Raw genomic sequence first — 18,781 nt, forward strand, 5'->3', positions numbered from 1 at the left:
GAGCCGGCCCTCGACCGGGGCCTCCTCGGACCAGGGGCTCCTCAGACCAGCGCCTTGCCCTTCAGCGCCTCGTACTCGGCCCGGGAGATCACCCCGTCGTCGAGCAGTGCCCGGGCCCGGGTGATCTGGTCGGTCGGGGTGGCGTGGCCGTTCGACGCGGTGGCGACGGTCCCGGCGGAGGGCCGCGACACGTGGTCCGCGCGGGCGGCGCGCTCGGCCATGCCGTTGCCGCGGGTGACCAGGTACACCAGCGACGTGAGCACCGGCAGCAGGATCAGGGCCAGGACCCACAGCGCCTTGGCGAACCCCGAGGTGCTCCGGTCCCGGACCAGGTCCGCGACGATGGTGAACATGACCATCAGGTACGCCACGAAGGCGAAGCTGATGACGATGAACCAGACGACGTCCCAGAACGACATGACGGACTCCTCGGCGGGCAGACGCAACGGTCGGTGACCGAGCTTCGGCCTCCCGGCGGCCGCCCGGGATCATCCGGAGCGGGTGAGCTCTCCGGCGGCCGGCCGTGCCCGCTCGTCACCGTGGCCGGCGCCGGCGACCGTGGCCGCGTAGGTCCGGCAGGCTGCGGCGAGCGCCAGCCGCGCCTCCGCCTCGGCCGCCGGCCCGCCGCCGGCGGCGAGCGCCAGCCGCTGCTCGAGCCGGCGCAGCTGCTCGGCGAGCAGCTGCGCCGAGCAGGCCGGCGCCCCGAGGACCTCGGGCTCCAGCGGTCGGACGAGGCCCAGCCCGCGCGCTGCGCGGACCGCGTCGTTGCGCCGGCACACCGACAGCTTGCGGTAGATGCCCCGCTGGTGGGTCTTCACGGTGTTGACCGACAGGTGCAGGTCGGCCGCGATGTCCGCGACCGACATGGCGCCGGCCATCCTGGCGAGCACCATGCGCTCGCGCTCGGTGAGCGGCTCGACGAGGCGGTCCGGGCGGGGGCCCCCGTCCCGCGGCGCGACCGGCAGCACCGCCGGCACGCCGAGCCACGGGTGCGCCGCGAGCAGACCGGGGAAGGCGGCCAGCAGGTCCGCTCCCGCCGGACCGGTGGGCCGGAAGGGACGGCGCCGCCGCTCGGCGCGCGCCAGCACCAGGGCCCGCCCCAGGGCCGCACGCGCCGCCGCCGGTTCGCCCAGCGCGAGGCGCGCCCGCGCCATCAGCACCCACGCCTCGACGCGCAGGCCGTCGTCCGGCCGCTCGTCGAGGGCCGTCCCCAGCACGCTGACGGCCTGCACCGGGTCGGACCCGGCCAGGGCCAGCCGGGCCCGGCCGACGGCCCACGGGGCGCCGCGCGTGGTCAGCCCGGCGAGTGCCTGCGCCGCCCCGTCGGGGTCCCCGACACCGAGCTGGACGTCGACGACGCCGAGGCCGACCGCAGCGGCCAGCCACTCCGGAAGGGGGTGGCCGCCCAGGGCGGCCGGCACGCGCGCGAGCGCGGCCTCCGCGCCCGCGCGGTCGCCGGCGTCGGCCAGCGCCCGCGCGAGCGTCAGCGGGACCAGGGTCGCGACGAGGGGGTCGTGCCGGGCGCCCGCCGTGCGCGCGGCGTCGTCCAGGTGCCGCCGGGCACAGGCGTCGTCACCCTGCTCCAGCGCCACCTGGGCGAGGACCAGGTGCCCGGTCCCGGTACGCCGTGCCACGGGGAAGCCGGCGGCCTCCGCGAAGGCGACCTCCTCCGCAGCTTGCCGCGCCGCCTGCTCCAGGCGGCCGCGCAGCAGTTCGACCTCGGCCAGCCGGCCCATCACGTTGAGCCGCGGGTACGCGCACCCCGGGGCCGTCGAGGCGGCCAGCGCGCGCACCAGGGTCTCCTCCGCCGCCGCGTGGTCACCCGCCCACAGCGCAGCGGTGCCCGCGCTGGACAGCAGCAGGGCGCCCACCTCGGGGCGGCGCGCCGCCAGCTCCGGGATCCGGGCCAGGTGGCGCTCGCCGTCGGCCAGGGCGGCCGCTGCCGCCGCCGCATCACCGGCGGCGCGCGCCAGCACCGTGCGCAGCAGCGCCGTCGACGCGCGCATCGACGCCTCGTCCGCCGATGACACCGCCGGCGCCAGCCGCTCGGCGACGGCGAGGTGCTCCCGGGCGTGGGCGAGCTCGAACGTGCGCAGGGCCAGGGCGGCCCGGACGACGGCAGCCATCCCACCGGGCTCGGCCTGCGGGATCGCGGCCGCGGCGGCAGCCAGCGGCGTCCACCCCTGGTCCACGAGGAGCAGGCCGATGCCCAGGCTGCCGACCACGCGGGCAGCCGCTCCTGCGCCGTCCCCTGCCGCCAGCGCGGCGCGCACGTCCGCGGCCAGGCACTCGGCAGGACCAGCAGGCTCCTCCATCACCAGGCCCCCGGCTCGTCCCGAGACGTACGACGGTGCCCCCCGTGCCCGTGCGCGGCTGCGGCCGGCACCTCCCCAGGATCGCCGCCGGCGCGGTCGAGCACACGGTCTCCTCGGTCCCTGCCGGCCGGGACCATCGCCCCGGCCCCACCGGCTGGGACCAGGCGGCCCACCCGGTGAGGACACCCGCGGTCGGGCTCACCCGGTGCGGGTGAGGCTCCGGCCGGCCGGCCGACGATCGGCGCCGCAGGCCGGGACCGCCCCGGCCGGGAGGGACCGACCATGAGCGAGCTGACCCTGGAGAGACGGCGGACCGTGGGTGACCTGCTCGCCGGCGCCGTGCTCGTGCTGCTCGGACTCGGGGTGCTCGGGCACGCTGCCCTGGCGACCACCGTCTCCGTGGTGTTCGTGGGCTGGGTGCTGGTCGTCGCCGGCGTGTGCGCCCTGGGCGCGGCCCTGGTCCGGCTGCGCGACGACGGCTCGTGGTCGGCCGTGCTCACCGGTGGACTGCTCACCGTGCTGGGCGTCGTCGTGCTGCGGAACACCGGCGCGACGGCGGTGACGCTCACCCTCGTCGCGGGCGCGCTCTTCCTCGCCGACGGCGTGATCAGGCTGGTCGCCGCGGCCCAGGCGCCGGACCACCGGGCTGCGATGCTGCTCGCCGGCGTCGTCTCCGCGGGCCTGGGTCTGCTGGTGCTCCTCGACCTCGTCGACGCGTCCGAGACCCTGCTCGGGGTGATCATCGGCGTGCAGACCCTGGTCGACGGCGTGGCGATCCTGCTGTCGGGTCGGCTCCAGCTGGGCCGCATGCGCGAGCCGGTGGGCGCACCGTGAGCCGGCCGGCGGTGGACACCGGCAGGGGCCGGCCCGCCACCCGCGTCCGCGGGCGCACGGTCCTGGCCACCGTGGTCGCCGTCCTCCTGGTGCTCTGGATCGCGGTCAACCGTGACCGGGTCGAGGTCGCGTTCCTGGTCGGCTCGGTCACCCTGCCCCTCTGGGTGGCGCTCGCCCTCGCCGGGGCGCTGGGTGCGCTCATCGGCTCCCTGCTGACCCGGCGGCACGCCGCGGGCTCCCGGGGGTCCCGCCGGCCGTGAACCCGCCGGGGCCGCCGCCGACCCCGGCGGCACCCGGCGGGCCGGCTACCGCGACCCGCCGTCCCCGCGCAGACCGCGACCGATGACCTGGATGGCCGAGGCGAGCACCGCGACGTCGAACACCATCTGCAGGCTGACCAGCGCACGGGCTAACTGCCCCGCGGCGTGGACGTCGCCGAACCCGACGGTGCACAGGGTGGCCAGCGAGAAGTAGAGCGCGTCGGTGCGGGTCTGCAGGCCGACGAACTGCCCGTCGCCGCTGGTGGCCACCACGAAGTCGGCCAGGGCGAACACCAGCACCCCGAGCACCAGCGCCAGCACCAGGCGGTCGACCTGGACCCGCTCGGCGGGCGCGCCGCCGCCCGCCACGCGCGCCTCCCGCACCACCTCGCGGGCGATGAACCACACCCCCGCCCCGAGCAGGACGGCCGTGCCCCCGGCCCGCAGCAGGGTCCCCGGCTCGGCGACCGGTTCGGCGACCGGCACCACGTAGAAGGCGGCGACGAGCAGGACGACCGCGCCGGACATCCGGCGCCGGCGCGCCCTGCGGTGGGGCGGCGGGTCCTCACCCATCAGGTCGCCCGGCCCCGCGGTCCGGCAGCACGCGCCGGCTCGGCCGACCGGTGGCGGCCGGTGTGCGCCCGGCGGCCTGCCGGGCGCCGGCGACGGTCGAGGGCAGCGGTGGTCGGTCGTCCACGACGTCCCTCCTGCGACAGCGGTCCGGCCCGCCCAGCCTGGTGGCGGTGCGGCGATCCGGGACGGGGTCGGGCGGCACGCCGGGCAGGGACCTCCGCCCCGAGTCGGCCCGCCCGTCGGATCCGCCGGCCAGTACCGGCGTCCGACCGGGAGCGGTCGGGCCGGGCAAGCAGCAGGACCCTGCGACGCGGGTCGTTGGGCCATGGTGGGCGGACGGGCGCGTTCCTACGGTCGAGAGGACGTTGCTCCGAGTGCAGAGGTGGTGAGCGCACGTGACCCGCGCCCTGGTGGTCTACGAGTCCATGTTCGGCAACGCCCGGGCGGTCGCCCAGGCGATCGCCGACGGCCTGTCGGCGACGGTGCCGACCGACGTCGTCGCGGCCGCCGAGGCCCCGGCGGAGATCCCGGCCGACGTCGGGCTGCTGGTCGTCGGCGGCCCGAACCACGCCTTCAGCATGCCGCGCCCGGCCACCCGGCAGAGCGCGGTGACCCAGCACGGGGCCGACGTGGCCGACACCTCGCGTGGCCTCCGCGAGTGGCTCGCGGCCGTCCACGCCCCGACGCGCGGGCTGCCGGCCGCTGCCTTCGACACCCGCGTCGCCGGCCATCCGGCGCTGACCCGGATGGACCACGCCGCGCGGGCCACGGAGAAGCTCCTCGGCAAGCTGGGCACGCGGGTCGCTGCACCGGCCGAGCACTTCGCCGTCGCCGACACCCGGGGTCCGCTGGTCGCGGGCGAGCAGGACCGCGCCCGTCGGTGGGGACGTGAACTCGCCGAACGGGTGCACACGACCGCGGCCTCCTGAGCCGCCACCCGTTGCGCCCGTCCCCCGCCGTCGGGGCCGGACGCACCGCGACCCCGCCGGGCGGGTGCCCGGCGGGGTCGCGGTCGTGCAGGAGGAGAGGTCAGGCGGCCTGGAGCGCGCGGCGCACCTTCGCCCCGCCCGTCGTCATCTTGTAGAGCTTGACGACCTGGGCCGGCGCGTTGGACCGGTTGGTCTGGGCCAGCCAGCCGTTGGGCAGCGAGAGCCGGATGACCTTGTGCCAGGCCGAGCCGACCTGACGCGGCAGCGACGCGGAGTGGTACCGCAGGCCGTACCGGCGGAACAGGTCCTCGATCTTCGGGGCGATCTCGGCGTACCGGTTGCTGGGCAGGTCGGGGAACAGGTGGTGCTCGACCTGGTGCGACAGGTTGCCGGTCATGACGTGCATGGCCTTGCTGCCGGAGATGTTGGCCGAGCCGAGCATCTGGCGCAGGTACCACTCACCGCGGGTCTCCCCGTCGATCGACTTCTTCTCGAACGTCTCGACGCCCTCGGGGAAGTGCCCGCACATGATCACCGAGTGCGACCACAGGTTGCGCACCACGTTGGCGGTGAAGTTCGCGGCCAGGGTCGGCAGGAACGACGGGCCCGACATCAGCGGGTGGACGACGTAGTCCTTGGTCATCTGCTTGCGGATCTTCTTCAGCACCTGCTTGCCCGCCGCCCGGAAGGCCGGGTTGGCGCGCCGCTCCTTGGTGGCCAGGTTCTTGCCCAGCTCCAGGTCGTAGGCGGCGATGCCGTACTCGAAGAAGCAGGCGTTGACGAAGTTCCACACCGGCTGCAGCAGGTACAGCGGCACCCACCGCTGGTCCTCGTCCACGCGCATGATGCCGTAGCCGAGGTCGTTGTCCTTGCCGATCACGTTCGTGTACGTGTGGTGCAGCTCGTTGTGCGAGTGCTTCCACTGCTCGGCCGGGCTGGCCATGTCCCACTCCCAGGTCGTGGAGTGGATCTTCGGGTCCCGCATCCAGTCCCACTGGCCGTGCAGGATGTTGTGCCCGATCTCCATGTTCTCCAGGATCTTGGCGACCGACAGGCCCACGGTGCCCAGCACCCAGGCCGGCGGGAACTTGGAGAACAGCAGGACGGCGCGGCTGCCCAGCTCGAGCTTGCGCTGCACGTCGATGACCTTGCGGATGTAGGCCGCGTCGGACTCGCCACGGCTGTCCATCACGCCCTGCCGGATGGCGTCGAGCTCGAAGCCGATGGCCTCGATGTCCTCGGGGCTCAGGTGGGCGATCGGGTTGTCGGACTTCTTCTGCAGGACGGTCATGTGCAGCTCCTCCAGTGGGGCGGCGGGTGGTGCGGGACGGGTCAGTGGTCGATGTCGCAGGCGCCGGCGGCGGCGCTGATGCAGGTCTGGACGAGGACGCCGTCGCCCGGTGCCGCGGTGGTGACCTCGCCGTTGCGCAGGTCACGGACGGCGCCCTCGCGCAGCGGGAGCACGCAGCCGTAGCAGATGCCCATCCGGCAGCCGCTGGGCATGAGCAGCCCGGCGTCCTCGGCGGCGTCCAGGATCGGGGTGGCGCCGTCGACCTCGAGGGTGCGGTCGCTCCTGGTGAAGGTCACCGTGCCGCCGGCGTCGCCGGTGACGAGCACCCGCGGGCGGAACCGCTCGGTGTAGAGCTGGTCGGCGATGCCGGCGTCGGCCCAGTACTGCTCGAGCGACTCCAGCAGGCCGATCGGCCCGCACGCCCAGGTCGACCGCTCGGCCAGGTCGGGCACCATGCCGGCGAGCACGGCGGTGTCGAGCAGCCCGTCGGTCGCGGTGTGCCGCTCGATGAGCCGGATCGCGCCCGTGCGGGCCAGCTCGCGCAGCTCCCGGCCGAAGATCACGTCGGCAGGAGTCGGCGCGGAGTGCACCAGGACGACGTCCTCGTGCTCGTGCACGTGGTTGCGCAGGATCCCCATGACGGGCGTGATGCCGGACCCCGCGGTGACGAACAGCGCCTTGGCCGGGCGCTGCTCGGGGAGCACGAAGTCACCGGTGGCCTGGTCCAGCTGCACGACGGTGCCCGGCTGCACGCGGTGCACCAGGTGGTTGCTCACCTTGCCGCCGGGGATCGCCTTGACCGTGATGGTGAAGCGGCCGTCGGGCCGGCCCAGCACCGAGGTGATCGAGTAGGCGCGCCACAGGCGCACGCCCTCGACGTCGATGCCGATGCGCACGTACTGGCCGGGGGTGTGCGGCAGCCAGTCGCGGCCGGGCTGGACCACGACGGTCGCGGCGTCACGGGTCTCGTGCCGGACCTCCTCGATCCGCCCGCGCAGCGCGGCGCCGGAACGCAGCGGGTCGATCAGGTCCAGGTAGTCGACCGGGAGCAGCGGCGTGGTGACCAGCTCGGCGGCCTTGAGCACCCGGTCGCGCAGCGCCCGGAGGGCAGGGCGGCCCGGACGAGGGACGGTGGCGGTCATGACCTGAGTCTTCCCGGTTCCGGAAGTGAACACTCCCCCTCCAGGCGTGAATCGACCGGTAGGTTCTGTTCCCCAGGAACAAAGGAGGTGGGGACGACGAGCGAGCCCGTGACCTTCCCGGGGCCGGTGGTCGCCGCGATGCGCGCCGAGCTGCCTGCCGTCGCCGAGCGGACCGTGGCCAGCATCGTGGTCGAGGTGCCCAGCTACACCGACGCCTTCGCCGGGGAGATGGGCCGGGCGATCACCCGCGCCGTCCAGCTCGCGCTCGGCGGGTTCCTGGAGCTGGCCACCGCCACCGGCGGCGCCGACCCCAGCCGCCCGATCGGCCCCGCGCTCGAGGGCGCCTACGCCCTGGGCCGCGGCGAGGCCCGCAGCGGCCGGGCGGTCGACGCGCTGCTGGCCGCCTACCGGGTGGGGGCCCGGGTGGCCTGGCGGCACATGAGCGACACGGCCGTCGCCGCGGGCATGAGCGTCGGGTCGCTGGCGCGCTTCGCCGAGCTGGTCTTCGCCTACATCGACCAGCTCTCGGCCTCCAGCGTCGCCGGGCACACCGACGAGCTGGAGACCACCGGCCGGGTCCGCCGGCACCACCTCGAGCGGCTCGGCGCGCTGCTGCTGGCCGGGCGGCCGCCGCACGACCTCGTCCCGGCCGCCGAGCGGGCCGGCTGGCCACCGCCGCGCACGCTCACCGCCGTACTGCTGCCCGAGGCCCGGGCCCGGGGCGCGCTGGCCCTGCTCGACGACCGCACGCTGCAGGTCACCGACGACCCGCCCGGCCTCGACCCCGCCGCCGAGCTGGCCGTGCTGCTGGTCCCCGACGCCGGCTGCGGCGCCCGCGCCACGCTGCTGCGCGCGCTGGAGGGGTCCTCCGCCGTCGTCGGCCCGGCCCGGGAGTGGACGGCGGTGTCGGCGTCCTACGCGCGCGCCCTCACCGCGCTGCGGCTGGGCCTGGCCGCCGAGGGCAGGGCGGCCCTGGACACCGAGAGCCGGCTCACCGACCTGGTGCTGCGCGCCGACGACAGCGCGCTGGCCGACCTGCGGGCCGCCGTCCTCGCCCCGCTCGACGGGCTGAGCCCCGCCGTCCGGGAAAAGCTCACCGTCACGCTGCGCTCCTGGCTGCTGCACCACGGCCGCCGCGAGCAGGTGGCCGCCGACCTGTTCGTGCACCCGCAGACCGTGCGGTACCGGCTCGGCCAGCTGCGCGAGCTCTACGGCGACCGGCTCGAGGACCCGCAGACGGTGCTGGAGCTGACCCTCGCCCTGGGCGCCCCGGTGCCCGCGCCCACCGAGGGGAGCACGTCGTGAGGGTCGCGGTGGCCGGCGGCACCGGCCTGCTGGGGCGGCTCGTGGTGGCCGAGCTGGAACGCCGCGGCGACGCCCCGGTCGTGCTGGCCCGCTCCCGCGGCGTCCACCTGACCAGCGGGGCCGGGCTCGACGACGCGCTCGCCGGAGCCGACGCGGTCATCGACGTCAGCAACGTGGCGACGACCAGCCGCCGCCGGTCGGTGGCCTTCTTCGCCGCCGCCACGCAGCACCTGCTCGCCGCGGCCGACCGGGCCGGGGTCGGTCACCTGGTGGCCCTGTCGATCGTCGGCGCGGACACCGTCGACTTCGGCTACTACCTGGGCAAGCGCCGCCAGGAGGAGCTGCTGGCCGCCGGTCCGGTGCCCTGGACGCTGCTGCGCGCCACCCAGTTCCACGAGTTCGCCGACCAGCTCGTCGACCGCTCCCCCGCGCCGTTCGTCGTCGTCCCCCGGATGCGCAGCCGCCCGGTGGCCGCCCGGGAGGTGGCCGCACACCTGGTCGAGCTGGTGCACGGCGCGCCCCGCGGGGTCGCCGAGCCGATGACCGGTCCCGAGGAGCTGGACATGGCCGGCCTGGTGCGGCGCCTGCTGCGCGCGACCGGACGGCGCCGGCTGGTCGTGTCGCTGCGGCTGCCCGGGCCGGTCGGCGCCGCGTTCACCTCCGGCGCGCTGGTGCCCGCCCCGCCGTTCGTCAGCGGCACCGGGACCGTCGACGAGCACCTGGCCCGGCTGGCGGCGGCCCGGCGCTGACCGGCGGCCCGCCGAGGTCCGGCGTCCCCCGGACACGCTGGGGGCCGGGCGACCGCAGGGGCGGGTGGGGCGCCGGGCGCGTGCCATCCTTGATCACCGACGCCGTCCTGGAGTACGAAGACGACATCGTCCCGCTCACCCCAGGAGAGGTCACGGACACCGAACCCCGCACCGGCGCCCCGTCCCGCTGCGCCCTCCCCACCGGTCGCACCCGGGTGGCCGGACGGCGGGCCGCCCGCGCGGTGCGTGCCCGGGCCCAGGCCTGGGGCGGTCGGCTGCTGGCGCGCCGGATCTCCCGCAAGGGCATCGACCTGGCCAGCCTGACCTTCATCCCGGAGCCGGCGAAGGTGCCGCTGCAGCGCACCGGCCTGGACCCGGTCCCGGCGCTGGCGCAGCTGCGCGCGACCGACCCGGTGCACCGGGTCGAGCTGCCGTTCGACTTCGCCGTGTACCTGGTCACCGACACCGAGCTGGTGCGCTCGGTGCTGGCCAACCGGGACGACTACAGCAACGACATCCGCCACCTGCTGCCCGGCACCGGCGGGACCACGTCCGGCGCCGACATCGGCGGCCTGGGCTTCACCGACGCCCCGCTGCACACCCGGCTGCGCAAGATCGTGACGCCGGAGTTCACGATGCGCCGGCTGGCCCGGCTCGAGCCGATGATCGAGGCGATCGTGGAGAGCCGGCTCGACGAGCTGGCTGCCGCCGGCGCCGACGGCTCTCCGGTCGACCTCGCGAAGGTGCTGTCGTTCCCGGTGCCCTTCCAGACGATCTGCGCGCTGCTGGGCCTGGAGCTGTCCGACCGGGACGCCTTCGCCCGGCTCGGCGTGCAGCGCTTCGACATCACCTCCGGCGCCGCCGCGGCGTTCGGCGCGGTGTCGGCGCAGCGGGAGTTCCTCTTCGACGCCGTGGCCCGCCAGCGCAAGGAGCCCGGCCCGGGGCTGATCGGCCAGATCATCCGCGACGAGGGCGAGCTAATCTCCGACGTCGACCTCGCGGGCCTGGCCGACGGCGTCTTCACCGGCGGCTACGAGACCACCGCCGGGATGATCTCGCTGAGCACCCTGGTGCTGCTGCGCGACCCCGCGCACGCCGAGCTGGTGCGCACCGGCACCCGCAGGGACGTCGACCGGGTCGTGGAGGAGCTGCTGCGGTACCTCTCGGTCGTGCAGATGGCCTTCCCCCGCTTCGCCCGGCACGACCTGGACCTGGCGGGCACCCCGCTGAAGGCCGGCGACGTGGTGCTCGCCTCGCTCAGCGGCGCCAACCGCGACCCCCGGTCGGCCGGCGCCGCCCCCGAGGCGTTCGACCCCACGCGGGTGCCCACCAGCGGGCACCTGGCCTTCGGGCACGGCGCGCACCGCTGCATCGGCGCCGAGCTCGCCCGGATGGAGCTGCGCATCCTGCTGCCCGCGCTGCTGCGCCGCTTCCCCGACCTCGCGGTGGCCGTGCCGCAGTCGGAGCTGCGGTTCCGCGAGCTGTCCTTCGTCTACGGCCTCGACCACCTGCCGGTCACCGTCTGACCGGCTGCGCTCAGCCCGCCGTCGGGCCGGGGTGCGCCAGGTCCGGCGGCAGCGGCTCCAGCGGGTCGTAGACCATCGGCGCCTCCCCGTCGGCGACCGCGGCGCGGGCGTCGGACAGGCCGAAGCGGCTGCGCACCCGGTCGAGGAAGTGCGGCTGGTCCAGCCGCACCAGCTCCGAGCGCTGGGTCGCGCCGTAGACGCTGACCCAGTCGCCAGGGTCGAGCACGCCGCGCAGCTGCCCGTCGACGCTGACCGCCACCTGCCCGGACCGGCCCAGCACCAGCACCCCGATCCGGTGCTGCGCGGAGAGCACGAGGCTGCGGTTGAAGACCATGTGCGGGGCGACCGGCGTGAAGACCAGCGCCTCCAGGTCCGGCGAGAGCACCGGGCCGCCGGCGGCGAAGCTGTAGGCCGTCGACCCGGTCGCGGTGGAGACCACCAGCGCGTCGGCGGAGTAGGAGGCGAACAGCCGCCCGTCGACGTAGAGGGCGAGGCTGGCCTGGCGGTCGCGGGCGAGCTTCTCGAACACCACGTCGTTGAGCGCCAGCACGTCCAGCGGCACGCCCCAGCCGACCTCCTCGGCGGTGCCCGGCCGCACCGACGGCGAGGGCAGCGCCGGGCCGCGGCCGAACTTCAGCAGCGCGTCCATGCCGCGCGGCAGCACCAGCGGCCGGGAGGCGCGCAGGGTGAGCATCATCCGGGCGTCGAGGACCACCTCGCCGTCCAGGACGGCCTGCAGCGCCTCCTCCAGCCGGTCGACCTCGACCTCGGTGAGGAAGCCCACCCGGCCGACGTCGACGCCGAGCACCAGCGCCCCCGCCGCGGCCGCCACCCGCGCGCCGCGCAGGAAGGTGCCGTCCCCGCCCACGGTGACCACCAGGTCGGGGTTGCCGGCGAGCGCCGCCTCCTCGTGCGCGGGACGGCGGGCGTCGGACTCGCTCCACACGTCGATGTCGGCGCAGGGCACGCCCCGGGCCGCCGACCAGTCGCGGACCCGCTGCGCGGCCGCGCGGGCCGCGGGCTTGCCCTCGTGCACCACCAGCCCGATCCGCGCGATCTCCCGGGGCGCGGCTGCGCCGGTGCGGTCACGTGCCGGGCCCTGCGCGCCGTCCTCGGGGGCTGTCACCCGGGCATCCTCCCCCCACCCCCACGCTCCGCCCACCCCCGGTGGCGGCCGCCACCCGATGTGATGCCCGCCGCGGGTGAACGGCTCACGGCATACCGGTGACCGCCCCGGGTAGTGCCGAGTGCGAACAGGGGGCCGCACGTGGACGAACGCACGTGGCAGAGTCGGAACCCCTCGACGACTGGACCCGCCCATGAGTGGCAATGCCACGCACCGTTTCCGCAACACCAGCATCCTGGCCGTCCAGACGGCGGATGCCTCCCAGGTGATCACCTCCGACGCCCTCGACGAGCAGCTGGCCGAGACCTACCGACGGGTGGGCCTGCGGCCGGGGATGCTCGAGCGGCTGGCCGGCATCCGCGAGCGCCGCTGGTGGGCCGACGGAGAGACCTTCGTCGACGGCGCGGCCATGGCCGGCGCCAAGGCGATCAGCGAGAGCGGTGTCGACCCGGCCTCGATCGGGCTCATGATCAACACCTCGGTGAGCCGCAAGTACCTCGAGCCCTCGACCGCGGTGGCCGTGCACTCGGCCCTCGGCCTGCCCCGCTCGGCGCAGAACTTCGACGTCACCAACGCCTGCCTGGGCTTCGTCAACGGCATGGAGCTCGCCGCGGCGATGATCGACTCCGGCATGGTCGACCACGCCCTGATCGTCAACGGCGAGGACTCCCGGATCGTCCAGGAGCGCACCATCGAGCGGCTGAAGGCCGACGGCGTCACCTCCCGCGACGTCATCGCCCAGTTCGCCACCCTCACCCTGGGCTCGGGCGCGGCCGCGATGGTCCTGGGCCGCAGCGACCAGCACCCCGAGGGCCACCGCCTGGTCGGTTCGGTCAGCCGGGCCGGCACCGAGCACCACGAGCTGTGCATCGGCGACAACGACGAGATGCGCACCGACCTCAAGGGCCTCCTGGACGCCGGCATCGCCCTCTCGCTGGACATGTGGGACGAGGCGGCCGCCGAGTTCGACTGGCAGCGCGGCATGGACCGCTACGTCATCCATCAGGTCTCCAAGGTGCACACCGCCACGATGGTCGCGAAGTTCGGCATCGACGAGACCAAGGTGCCGCTGACCTTCCCCACCCGCGGCAACCTCGGCCCGGCGGCGGTGCCCTTCACGCTGGCCGGCCAGCAGGACTCCCTGGTCGACGGCGACCGGGTGCTGCTGATGGGCATCGGCTCGGGCCTGAACGCCTCCTGCCTCGAGATCGCCTGGTGACCGCCGCGACCTCCGTGCCCGACCTCCCCGCGGGTCTGCCCGGGCTCGACCCGGCGTGGTCCCGGCACGTCACGGTGGCCGACGCCACCGGCGCCGAGCACGACTGGCACGTGCTCGACAACGGCGTGACCGACCCGGTCGGCACGCTGCTGTGCGTCCACGGCAACCCCACCTGGTCCTACCTCTGGCGCCGGCTGGTCGCCGCGGCTCCCCCCGGCTGGCGGGTGATCGCCCCCGACCAGCTCGGCATGGGCTTCTCCGAGCGGCTGGCCGAGCTGCGCCCGCTGGCCCAGCGGGTCGACGACCTCGGCGACCTCACCGCCGCCCTCGGCGTCACCGGCCCGGTCATCACCGTGGGCCACGACTGGGGCGGCGTCATCTCGCTGGGCTGGGCGCTGGCGCACCGCGACCAGCTGCGCGGCGTCGTCCTGACCAACACCGCCGTGGCGATGCCGCCCGGCGACCTGGGCCCGGCGCTGATCCGGCTGGCCCACGCCCCGGGTGTGCGCCCCGCCGCCACCGTGGGCACCCCGCTGTTCGTGCGCGCGACCACCGCGCTGTCCCGGCCGCCGCTGCCCGCCGCCGTGCGCGACGCCTTCGCCGCCCCCTACGGCTCCGCCGAGCGCCGCCGCTCGGTCGGTGACTTCGTCGCCGACATCCCCTTCGCCCCCGGCCACCCCTCCCGTGCCGCCCAGGAGGCGATCGCCGAGGGCATCCGCGGCCTCGACGTCCCGGCGTTGCTGCTGTGGGGTCCGCGCGACCCGGTGTTCGGCGAGCGCTACCTGGCCGACCTGCGGGGGCGGCTGCCGCACGCGCAGCTGCACCGCTACGAGGGCGCCTCGCACCTGGTCCAGGAGGACGCCCCGCAGTACGCCCGGGCGGTCGCCCAGTGGGTCGCCGACCTGGCCGACGGCCGGCCGGCCGCGCCGCCGCGCCCGGTCGCGGAGACCCCCGACCGGCGCCCCTGGTCGGCGCTGACCGACCGGGCCGGCGACGACTCCCCCGCCGTCGTCGAGGTCGGCGGGGGCACCGTCACCTGGGCGCAGCTGTCCCGCCGGGTCGAGGACCTCGCCGCCGGCCTGGTCGCCGCCGGGGTGGGTCCGGGCACCCGGTTCGGCATGCTGGTCGAGCCCTCGGCCGACCTCACCGCCGCCGTGTACGCCGTCTGGCGGGCCGGTGCGGTGATCGTGGTGGCCGACAAGGGGCTGGGCCTGCGCGGCATGCGCCGGGCGCTGCGCGGCGCCGGCGTCGGCGCGGTGATCGGCAGCTCCCAGGGGCTGGCCGCCGCCCGGGTCATGGGGCTTCCCGGCACGCGGATCGCCGCCGGCGACCTGTCCCCGGCCGCCGCCCGCGCCCTGGGCGCCACCACCTCGCTGGCCGAGCTGGAGCAGCGCGGCGCCACCGCGGCCGCGCCCGCCGTCGCCGCACCCGACGCCGACTGTGCCGTGCTGTTCACCTCCGGGGCGACCGGCCCGGCCAAGGGCGTGGTCTACACGCAGCGCCAGGCCGTGGCCCAGCTCGACCTGGTCCGGTCGACCTACGGCCTCACCCCCACCGACCGGCTGGTCGCCGCGTTCGCACCGTTCGCGATCCTCGGCCCGGCGCTGGGCATCGGCTCCGCGGTGCCCGACATCGACGTCACCGCGCCCGGCTCGCTCACCGCGGCCGAGCTCGCCGACGCCACCGCCGCCGTCGGCGGCACCGTGGTGTTCGCCTCTCCGGCCGCCCTGCGCCGGGTCGTGGCCACCGCCGGCGAGCTCACCGACGCCCAGCGGACGGCGCTGGGCGGGGTGCGGCTGCTGATGTCGGCCGGGGCGCCGGTCCCGCTGTCGCTGCTGCAGCAGCTGCGCACCGTGCTGCCGGCCGCCGAGGCGCGCACGCCCTACGGGATGACCGAGGCGCTGCCGGTCACCGACGTCTCGGCCGCCGAGATCGAGGCCGCCGGGTCCGGCGACGGCGTCTGCGTGGGCCGCCCGCTGGCCGGGGTCGAGGTGCGGGTCAGCGCGCTCACGCCCACCGGCCGGGCCGAGGGCGACCTCACCGACACCCCCGGGCTGACCGGCGAGGTGTGCGTCCGCGCCGCGCACGTCAAGGACCGCTACGACGCCCTGTGGGCCACCGAGCGGGTCTCCTCCCGCAACCCGGGCTGGCACCGCACCGGCGACGTCGGGCACCTCGACGCGCAGGGCCGGCTGTGGATCGAGGGCCGGCTGCCGCACGTGGTCACCACCGCCGCCGGTGTGGTCACCCCGGTCGGCGTCGAGCAGCGGGTCGAGCAGCTGCCCGGCGTCGCGGCGGCCGCGGTCGCCGGGGTCGGGCCGGCCGGCGCGCAGGTCGTCGTCGTGGTCGTCGTCCCGGACGGTGCCGGGTCCTCCCGGCTGCCCGGCGCCGCCTCCCGGCTCGTGCCGGCCGACGCCGAGCTGGCCGGGGCCGTGCGGGCCGCGGCCGGCACCGAGGTCGCGGCGGTGCTGACCACCGGCCGGCTGCCGGTCGACATCCGGCACCAGTCCAAGGTCGACCGCACCGCGGTCGCCCGCGCGGCCGGCGCCGTGCTCGCCGGCGCGGGCGGATCCCGGCGCCGGTCGTGAGGGTGCTCGTCACCGGCGCCAGCGGCATGCTGGGCCGGGCCACGGCGCAGCGGCTGCTGGACCGCGGCGACGACGTCACCGTGCTCCAGCGCCGGCCGGCCGACCTGGCCTGCGCGCAGGTGCTCGGCGACGTCGCCGACCCGGCGGTCGTCGCGCGGGCCGTGGCCGGGCAGGACGCCGTCGTGCACCTGGCCGCGAAGGTGGACGTCACCGGGCCGTGGGCCGAGTACGAGCGGGCCAACGTCACCGGCACCCGCACGGTGCTGGCCGCCTGCGCCGGCGCGGGGGTGGCCCGGCTGGTGCACGTCTCCTCACCCTCGGTGGCGCACGGCGGCTCCGCGCTGGTCGGGGTGGGCGCCGAGCCCGCCGACCCGGCGCGGGCCCGCGGGCACTACGCGCGGTCCAAGGCGGTCGCCGAGCTCGCGGCGCTGGCCGCCGACTCCCGCGCGCTGGCCGTGCTGGTGGTGCGCCCGCACCTGGTCTGGGGGCCCGGCGACACACAGCTCGTCGGCCGCATCGTCGAGCGGGCCCGCACCGGGCGGCTGCCGCTGATCGGCTCCGGGGCCGCGTTGATCGACACCACCTACGTCGACAACGCCGCCGGCGCCCTGGTGGCCGCGGTCGACGCGTGCGGCCCGGTGCACGGCGAGGCGCTGGTCGTCTCCAACGGCGAGCCGCGGCCGGTCGGGGAGGTCATCGCCCGGCTGTGCCGCGCCGCCGGCGTCCCCGGGCCGCGCGCCCGGGTGCCGTTCGGGGTGGCCTGGGCCGTCGGCGCCGTGGTCGAGGGCGTCTGGTCGCTGACGGGTGCGCGTGCGACCCCGCCGCTGACCCGGTTCCTCGCCGAACAGCTGGCGACCGCGCACTGGTTCGACCAGCGCCGCACCCGCGAGGCCCTGCGCTGGACCCCCGAGGTCCCGCTGGACGAGGGGTTCGCCCGGCTCGCCGCCGCGTACCACTGAACCGTCCGGGGCACCGGGGGCGAACGCGGCAGGGGCGGGAGGAGGCCACGGTGGACACGTCGTTCGAGGAGTTCGTCGCCGCCCGGCGTCCGGAGCTGCTGCGCACCGCCCTGCTGCTGACCGGCGACCGGGCGGGCGCCGAGGCGCTCGTGCAGCGCGCGCTGGTCCGCACCCGCGCGCGCTGGGCGCGCAGCACCGACCCGCTGGCCACCGCCCGCGCGGCCCTCGTCGCCGGCGGCACCCGCCGGCGGGTCCGCGGCGAGCAGGTCATCGAGTCGCTGCCCGACCCGTCCTCCCCCGCCGCCGCGGGCCCGGGACCGCTGGCCCGGGCGCTGCACGACCTGCCCCCGCGCACCCGGGCGGCGACCGTGCTCACCGCCCTCGACGGCCTGACCCCCGCCGAGCTCGCCCCGCTGCTTGGCTGCCCGCCGGACGTCGCGGCGCAGGAGGCCGCCCGTGGCGCCGGGCAGCTGCGGCCGGCCCTGGCGCCCGACCTCTATGCCCGCCCACGGCCCGGCGCCGACGACCCCGCGCGGCGGTTGCACGACGAACTCAGTCGGCTGGCCGGCGCCCCCGGCGCCTGGCGGCTGGACGCCGGGCAGGCCGTCGCGGACGTGCGGCACCGGCGGCAGCGCACCCGGTGGCAGCTCGCCGGCGCCGCGGCGCTGACCGCCTTGTGCGTGGTCGGGGCCGGGACCACCGTCATCCGGCCCGAGCCCACCCCGACCCCGGCCACCCCGGCGTCGACCACCCCGGCACCGACCCTGCCCGGCCGCCCGGCCCCGGCCGCGCCGCTGGGCGGCAACCCGGCGATCCCGGTCCTGCTCGGCCCGGCCCGCGGCTCGCTCGCCGGCGACGCGGGGTTCCTCGACGCCGTCCGGCAGGTGGGCTGGGGCGGTCAGGAGCCCCCGCCGGTGGCCGACCGGGAGGTCGTGTTCGCCGACGACACCCCGCAGGGCCGGGTGGTGCTGGTGGTCGGCGAGACCGAGGGCGACTTCCGCGGCACCTGGCTCACCGGCCCGGTCGGCGCGGCGGCCACGGAGCTGGTGCCCCGGTTCGCGCGCTCGCTGGGCCGCACCCGGCCGGCGACGCTGCTGCTGGGCGAGCCGGGCGCCACCACGCTCGTCGTGGTCGCCGGTCGCGGTGACACGGTCGAGGTGTCCGACCGGCTGATGGTCGGGCCGCGCGGCACCGTCGGCCGCGACTACCTGCCGGTCGGGGCGCCCGACGGCACCGCCGTCCTGCCGGCCCGGACGACCCAGGCCGGGTCGGGGCTCAGCGTCCGGGTGCAGCGCGAGGGCCGGGTCGTACATCGTGCCGGGGTCGAGTGGCCGGGGTGGCGGGCGCCGCGCCCGGCGGACGCACCGCAGCCGGCGCCGCTGCGGCCGACCGACCAGGCGCCCGACGCGGCGGTGGTGGGTACGGCGCTCAGCCAGCTGGCCGCCCCGCTGGGGGTCGAGCCCGCCGAGCTGGAGCCGGAGCTGCTGTGGACCGGTCGGCTGCCGCTGGACCGGCGTGGCGGCAGCGTGGCCGTCGTGGTCGCGCACAGCCCCGGCGGGGCGCTCGTGGTCGGCACGGTGGCCGGCCGGCCCGGGACGGTGCTGCCCTGCGGGACGTCGACCCCGCCGGGCGCCACCGACGTCAGCACGCTCACGGTGGTGCGCACCTGCGACGTCGCGCTGCCCGGGCTGAGCTCCGGTGAGGACGGCCGGTGGCTGGTCGTCACCGCGCCGGCCGGGGCCGCGGCGGCCGAGCTGCTGGACGCGCAGGGGCAGGCGCTGGGCCCGCTCGCGCTGACCGGCGGCGGCGCGGTCGTGCCGATGCCGGACGGGGTCGCGGCCGTGCGCACGCTCGACGGCACGGGGCGGCCGCTGCGGGAGACCCCCGTCGCGCCGGTGCCCAGCGAGCCGTTCGGCGACTACGGCAGCGGCGTGCAGGGCTGACCGGCCGGCCCACGCGGGGCCG

The 18,781-nt window shown here is 76.8% G+C and carries 16 protein-coding genes; 10 read left to right on the forward strand and 6 right to left on the reverse strand.

The window, feature by feature from the left end:
• Positions 1-41: 41 nt before the first annotated feature.
• Both ACGBYP_RS13040 and ACGBYP_RS13045 read right to left on the reverse strand, forming a co-directional pair.
• Entirely contained in the window at positions 42-419 is a 378-nt protein-coding gene (locus tag ACGBYP_RS13040; protein ID WP_411584693.1) for an SHOCT domain-containing protein, read from the reverse strand.
• Positions 420-488: 69 nt separating this feature from the next.
• Positions 489-2,315, reverse strand: a complete 1,827-nt coding sequence (locus ACGBYP_RS13045; RefSeq protein WP_411584695.1) for a LuxR C-terminal-related transcriptional regulator — start codon at positions 2,313-2,315, stop codon at positions 489-491.
• Positions 2,316-2,597: 282 nt separating this feature from the next.
• Between ACGBYP_RS13045 and ACGBYP_RS13050 the strand changes: the two genes are divergently transcribed.
• On the forward strand, positions 2,598-3,149 hold the full coding sequence (locus tag ACGBYP_RS13050; protein WP_411584697.1) for a DUF308 domain-containing protein: 552 nt from the start codon (positions 2,598-2,600) through the stop codon (positions 3,147-3,149).
• Positions 3,150-3,160: 11 nt separating this feature from the next.
• Complete coding sequence (locus ACGBYP_RS13055; RefSeq protein WP_411584698.1) at positions 3,161-3,409, forward strand: lipopolysaccharide assembly protein LapA domain-containing protein; 249 nt, start codon at positions 3,161-3,163, stop codon at positions 3,407-3,409.
• A gap of 45 nt (positions 3,410-3,454) precedes the next feature.
• Here the strand turns inward: ACGBYP_RS13055 and ACGBYP_RS13060 are convergent, their stop codons facing one another.
• Entirely contained in the window at positions 3,455-3,982 is a 528-nt protein-coding gene (locus tag ACGBYP_RS13060; protein ID WP_411584699.1) for a potassium channel family protein, read from the reverse strand.
• A gap of 395 nt (positions 3,983-4,377) precedes the next feature.
• On the opposite strand from ACGBYP_RS13060, the gene ACGBYP_RS13065 reads away from it, so the two are divergent.
• Entirely contained in the window at positions 4,378-4,911 is a 534-nt protein-coding gene (locus tag ACGBYP_RS13065) for a flavodoxin family protein (protein ID WP_411584701.1), read from the forward strand.
• 100 nt (positions 4,912-5,011) lie between these two features.
• On the opposite strand, the gene ACGBYP_RS13070 is transcribed toward ACGBYP_RS13065, so the two are convergent.
• Both ACGBYP_RS13070 and ACGBYP_RS13075 read right to left on the reverse strand, forming a co-directional pair.
• Positions 5,012-6,202 (reverse strand): fatty acid desaturase family protein, encoded by a 1,191-nt coding sequence (locus ACGBYP_RS13070; RefSeq protein WP_411584703.1) that lies wholly within the window; start codon positions 6,200-6,202, stop codon positions 5,012-5,014.
• Between the two features lie 41 nt (positions 6,203-6,243).
• Positions 6,244-7,344 (reverse strand): ferredoxin reductase, encoded by a 1,101-nt coding sequence (locus ACGBYP_RS13075; protein WP_411584705.1) that lies wholly within the window; start codon positions 7,342-7,344, stop codon positions 6,244-6,246.
• A gap of 108 nt (positions 7,345-7,452) precedes the next feature.
• Between ACGBYP_RS13075 and ACGBYP_RS13080 the strand changes: the two genes are divergently transcribed.
• The 3 genes from ACGBYP_RS13080 (at position 7,453) to ACGBYP_RS13090 (ending at position 10,924) form a co-directional block, all read left to right on the forward strand.
• Entirely contained in the window at positions 7,453-8,649 is a 1,197-nt protein-coding gene (locus ACGBYP_RS13080; protein ID WP_411584707.1) for a PucR family transcriptional regulator, read from the forward strand.
• Entirely contained in the window at positions 8,646-9,398 is a 753-nt protein-coding gene (locus ACGBYP_RS13085; RefSeq protein ID WP_411584709.1) for an SDR family oxidoreductase, read from the forward strand. The genes ACGBYP_RS13080 and ACGBYP_RS13085 overlap by 4 nt, the downstream gene beginning before the upstream one ends.
• An 80-nt stretch (positions 9,399-9,478) precedes the next feature.
• Positions 9,479-10,924 carry a cytochrome P450 gene (locus tag ACGBYP_RS13090; protein WP_411584711.1) on the forward strand — a complete coding sequence of 482 codons (1,446 nt, stop codon included), beginning with the start codon at positions 9,479-9,481 and terminating at the stop codon, positions 10,922-10,924.
• Between the two features lie 10 nt (positions 10,925-10,934).
• Here ACGBYP_RS13090 and ACGBYP_RS13095 read toward each other — a convergent pair whose 3' ends face one another.
• On the reverse strand, positions 10,935-12,050 hold the full coding sequence (locus ACGBYP_RS13095) for an NAD(+)/NADH kinase (protein WP_411584713.1): 1,116 nt from the start codon (positions 12,048-12,050) through the stop codon (positions 10,935-10,937).
• Positions 12,051-12,243: 193 nt separating this feature from the next.
• Between ACGBYP_RS13095 and ACGBYP_RS13100 the strand changes: the two genes are divergently transcribed.
• Genes ACGBYP_RS13100 through ACGBYP_RS13115 form a run of 4 tightly spaced genes read left to right on the forward strand, consistent with a single transcriptional unit; the run spans position 12,244 to position 18,759 of the window.
• Positions 12,244-13,269, forward strand: coding sequence for a 3-oxoacyl-ACP synthase III (locus tag ACGBYP_RS13100; RefSeq protein WP_411584715.1), 1,026 nt, complete (start codon positions 12,244-12,246; stop codon positions 13,267-13,269).
• Complete coding sequence (locus tag ACGBYP_RS13105) at positions 13,266-15,857, forward strand: alpha/beta fold hydrolase (RefSeq protein WP_411584717.1); 2,592 nt, start codon at positions 13,266-13,268, stop codon at positions 15,855-15,857. Before ACGBYP_RS13100 ends, ACGBYP_RS13105 begins: the two co-directional genes overlap by 4 nt.
• Positions 15,854-16,816 carry an NAD-dependent epimerase/dehydratase family protein gene (locus ACGBYP_RS13110; RefSeq protein WP_411584719.1) on the forward strand — a complete coding sequence of 321 codons (963 nt, stop codon included), beginning with the start codon at positions 15,854-15,856 and terminating at the stop codon, positions 16,814-16,816. Before ACGBYP_RS13105 ends, ACGBYP_RS13110 begins: the two co-directional genes overlap by 4 nt.
• A gap of 50 nt (positions 16,817-16,866) precedes the next feature.
• Positions 16,867-18,759, forward strand: coding sequence for a hypothetical protein (locus ACGBYP_RS13115; protein ID WP_411584721.1), 1,893 nt, complete (start codon positions 16,867-16,869; stop codon positions 18,757-18,759).
• The last annotated feature ends 22 nt before the right edge of the window (positions 18,760-18,781 follow it).

The organism is Modestobacter sp. SSW1-42 (assembly GCF_046635825.1).
GTDB lineage: Bacteria > Actinomycetota > Actinomycetes > Mycobacteriales > Geodermatophilaceae > Modestobacter.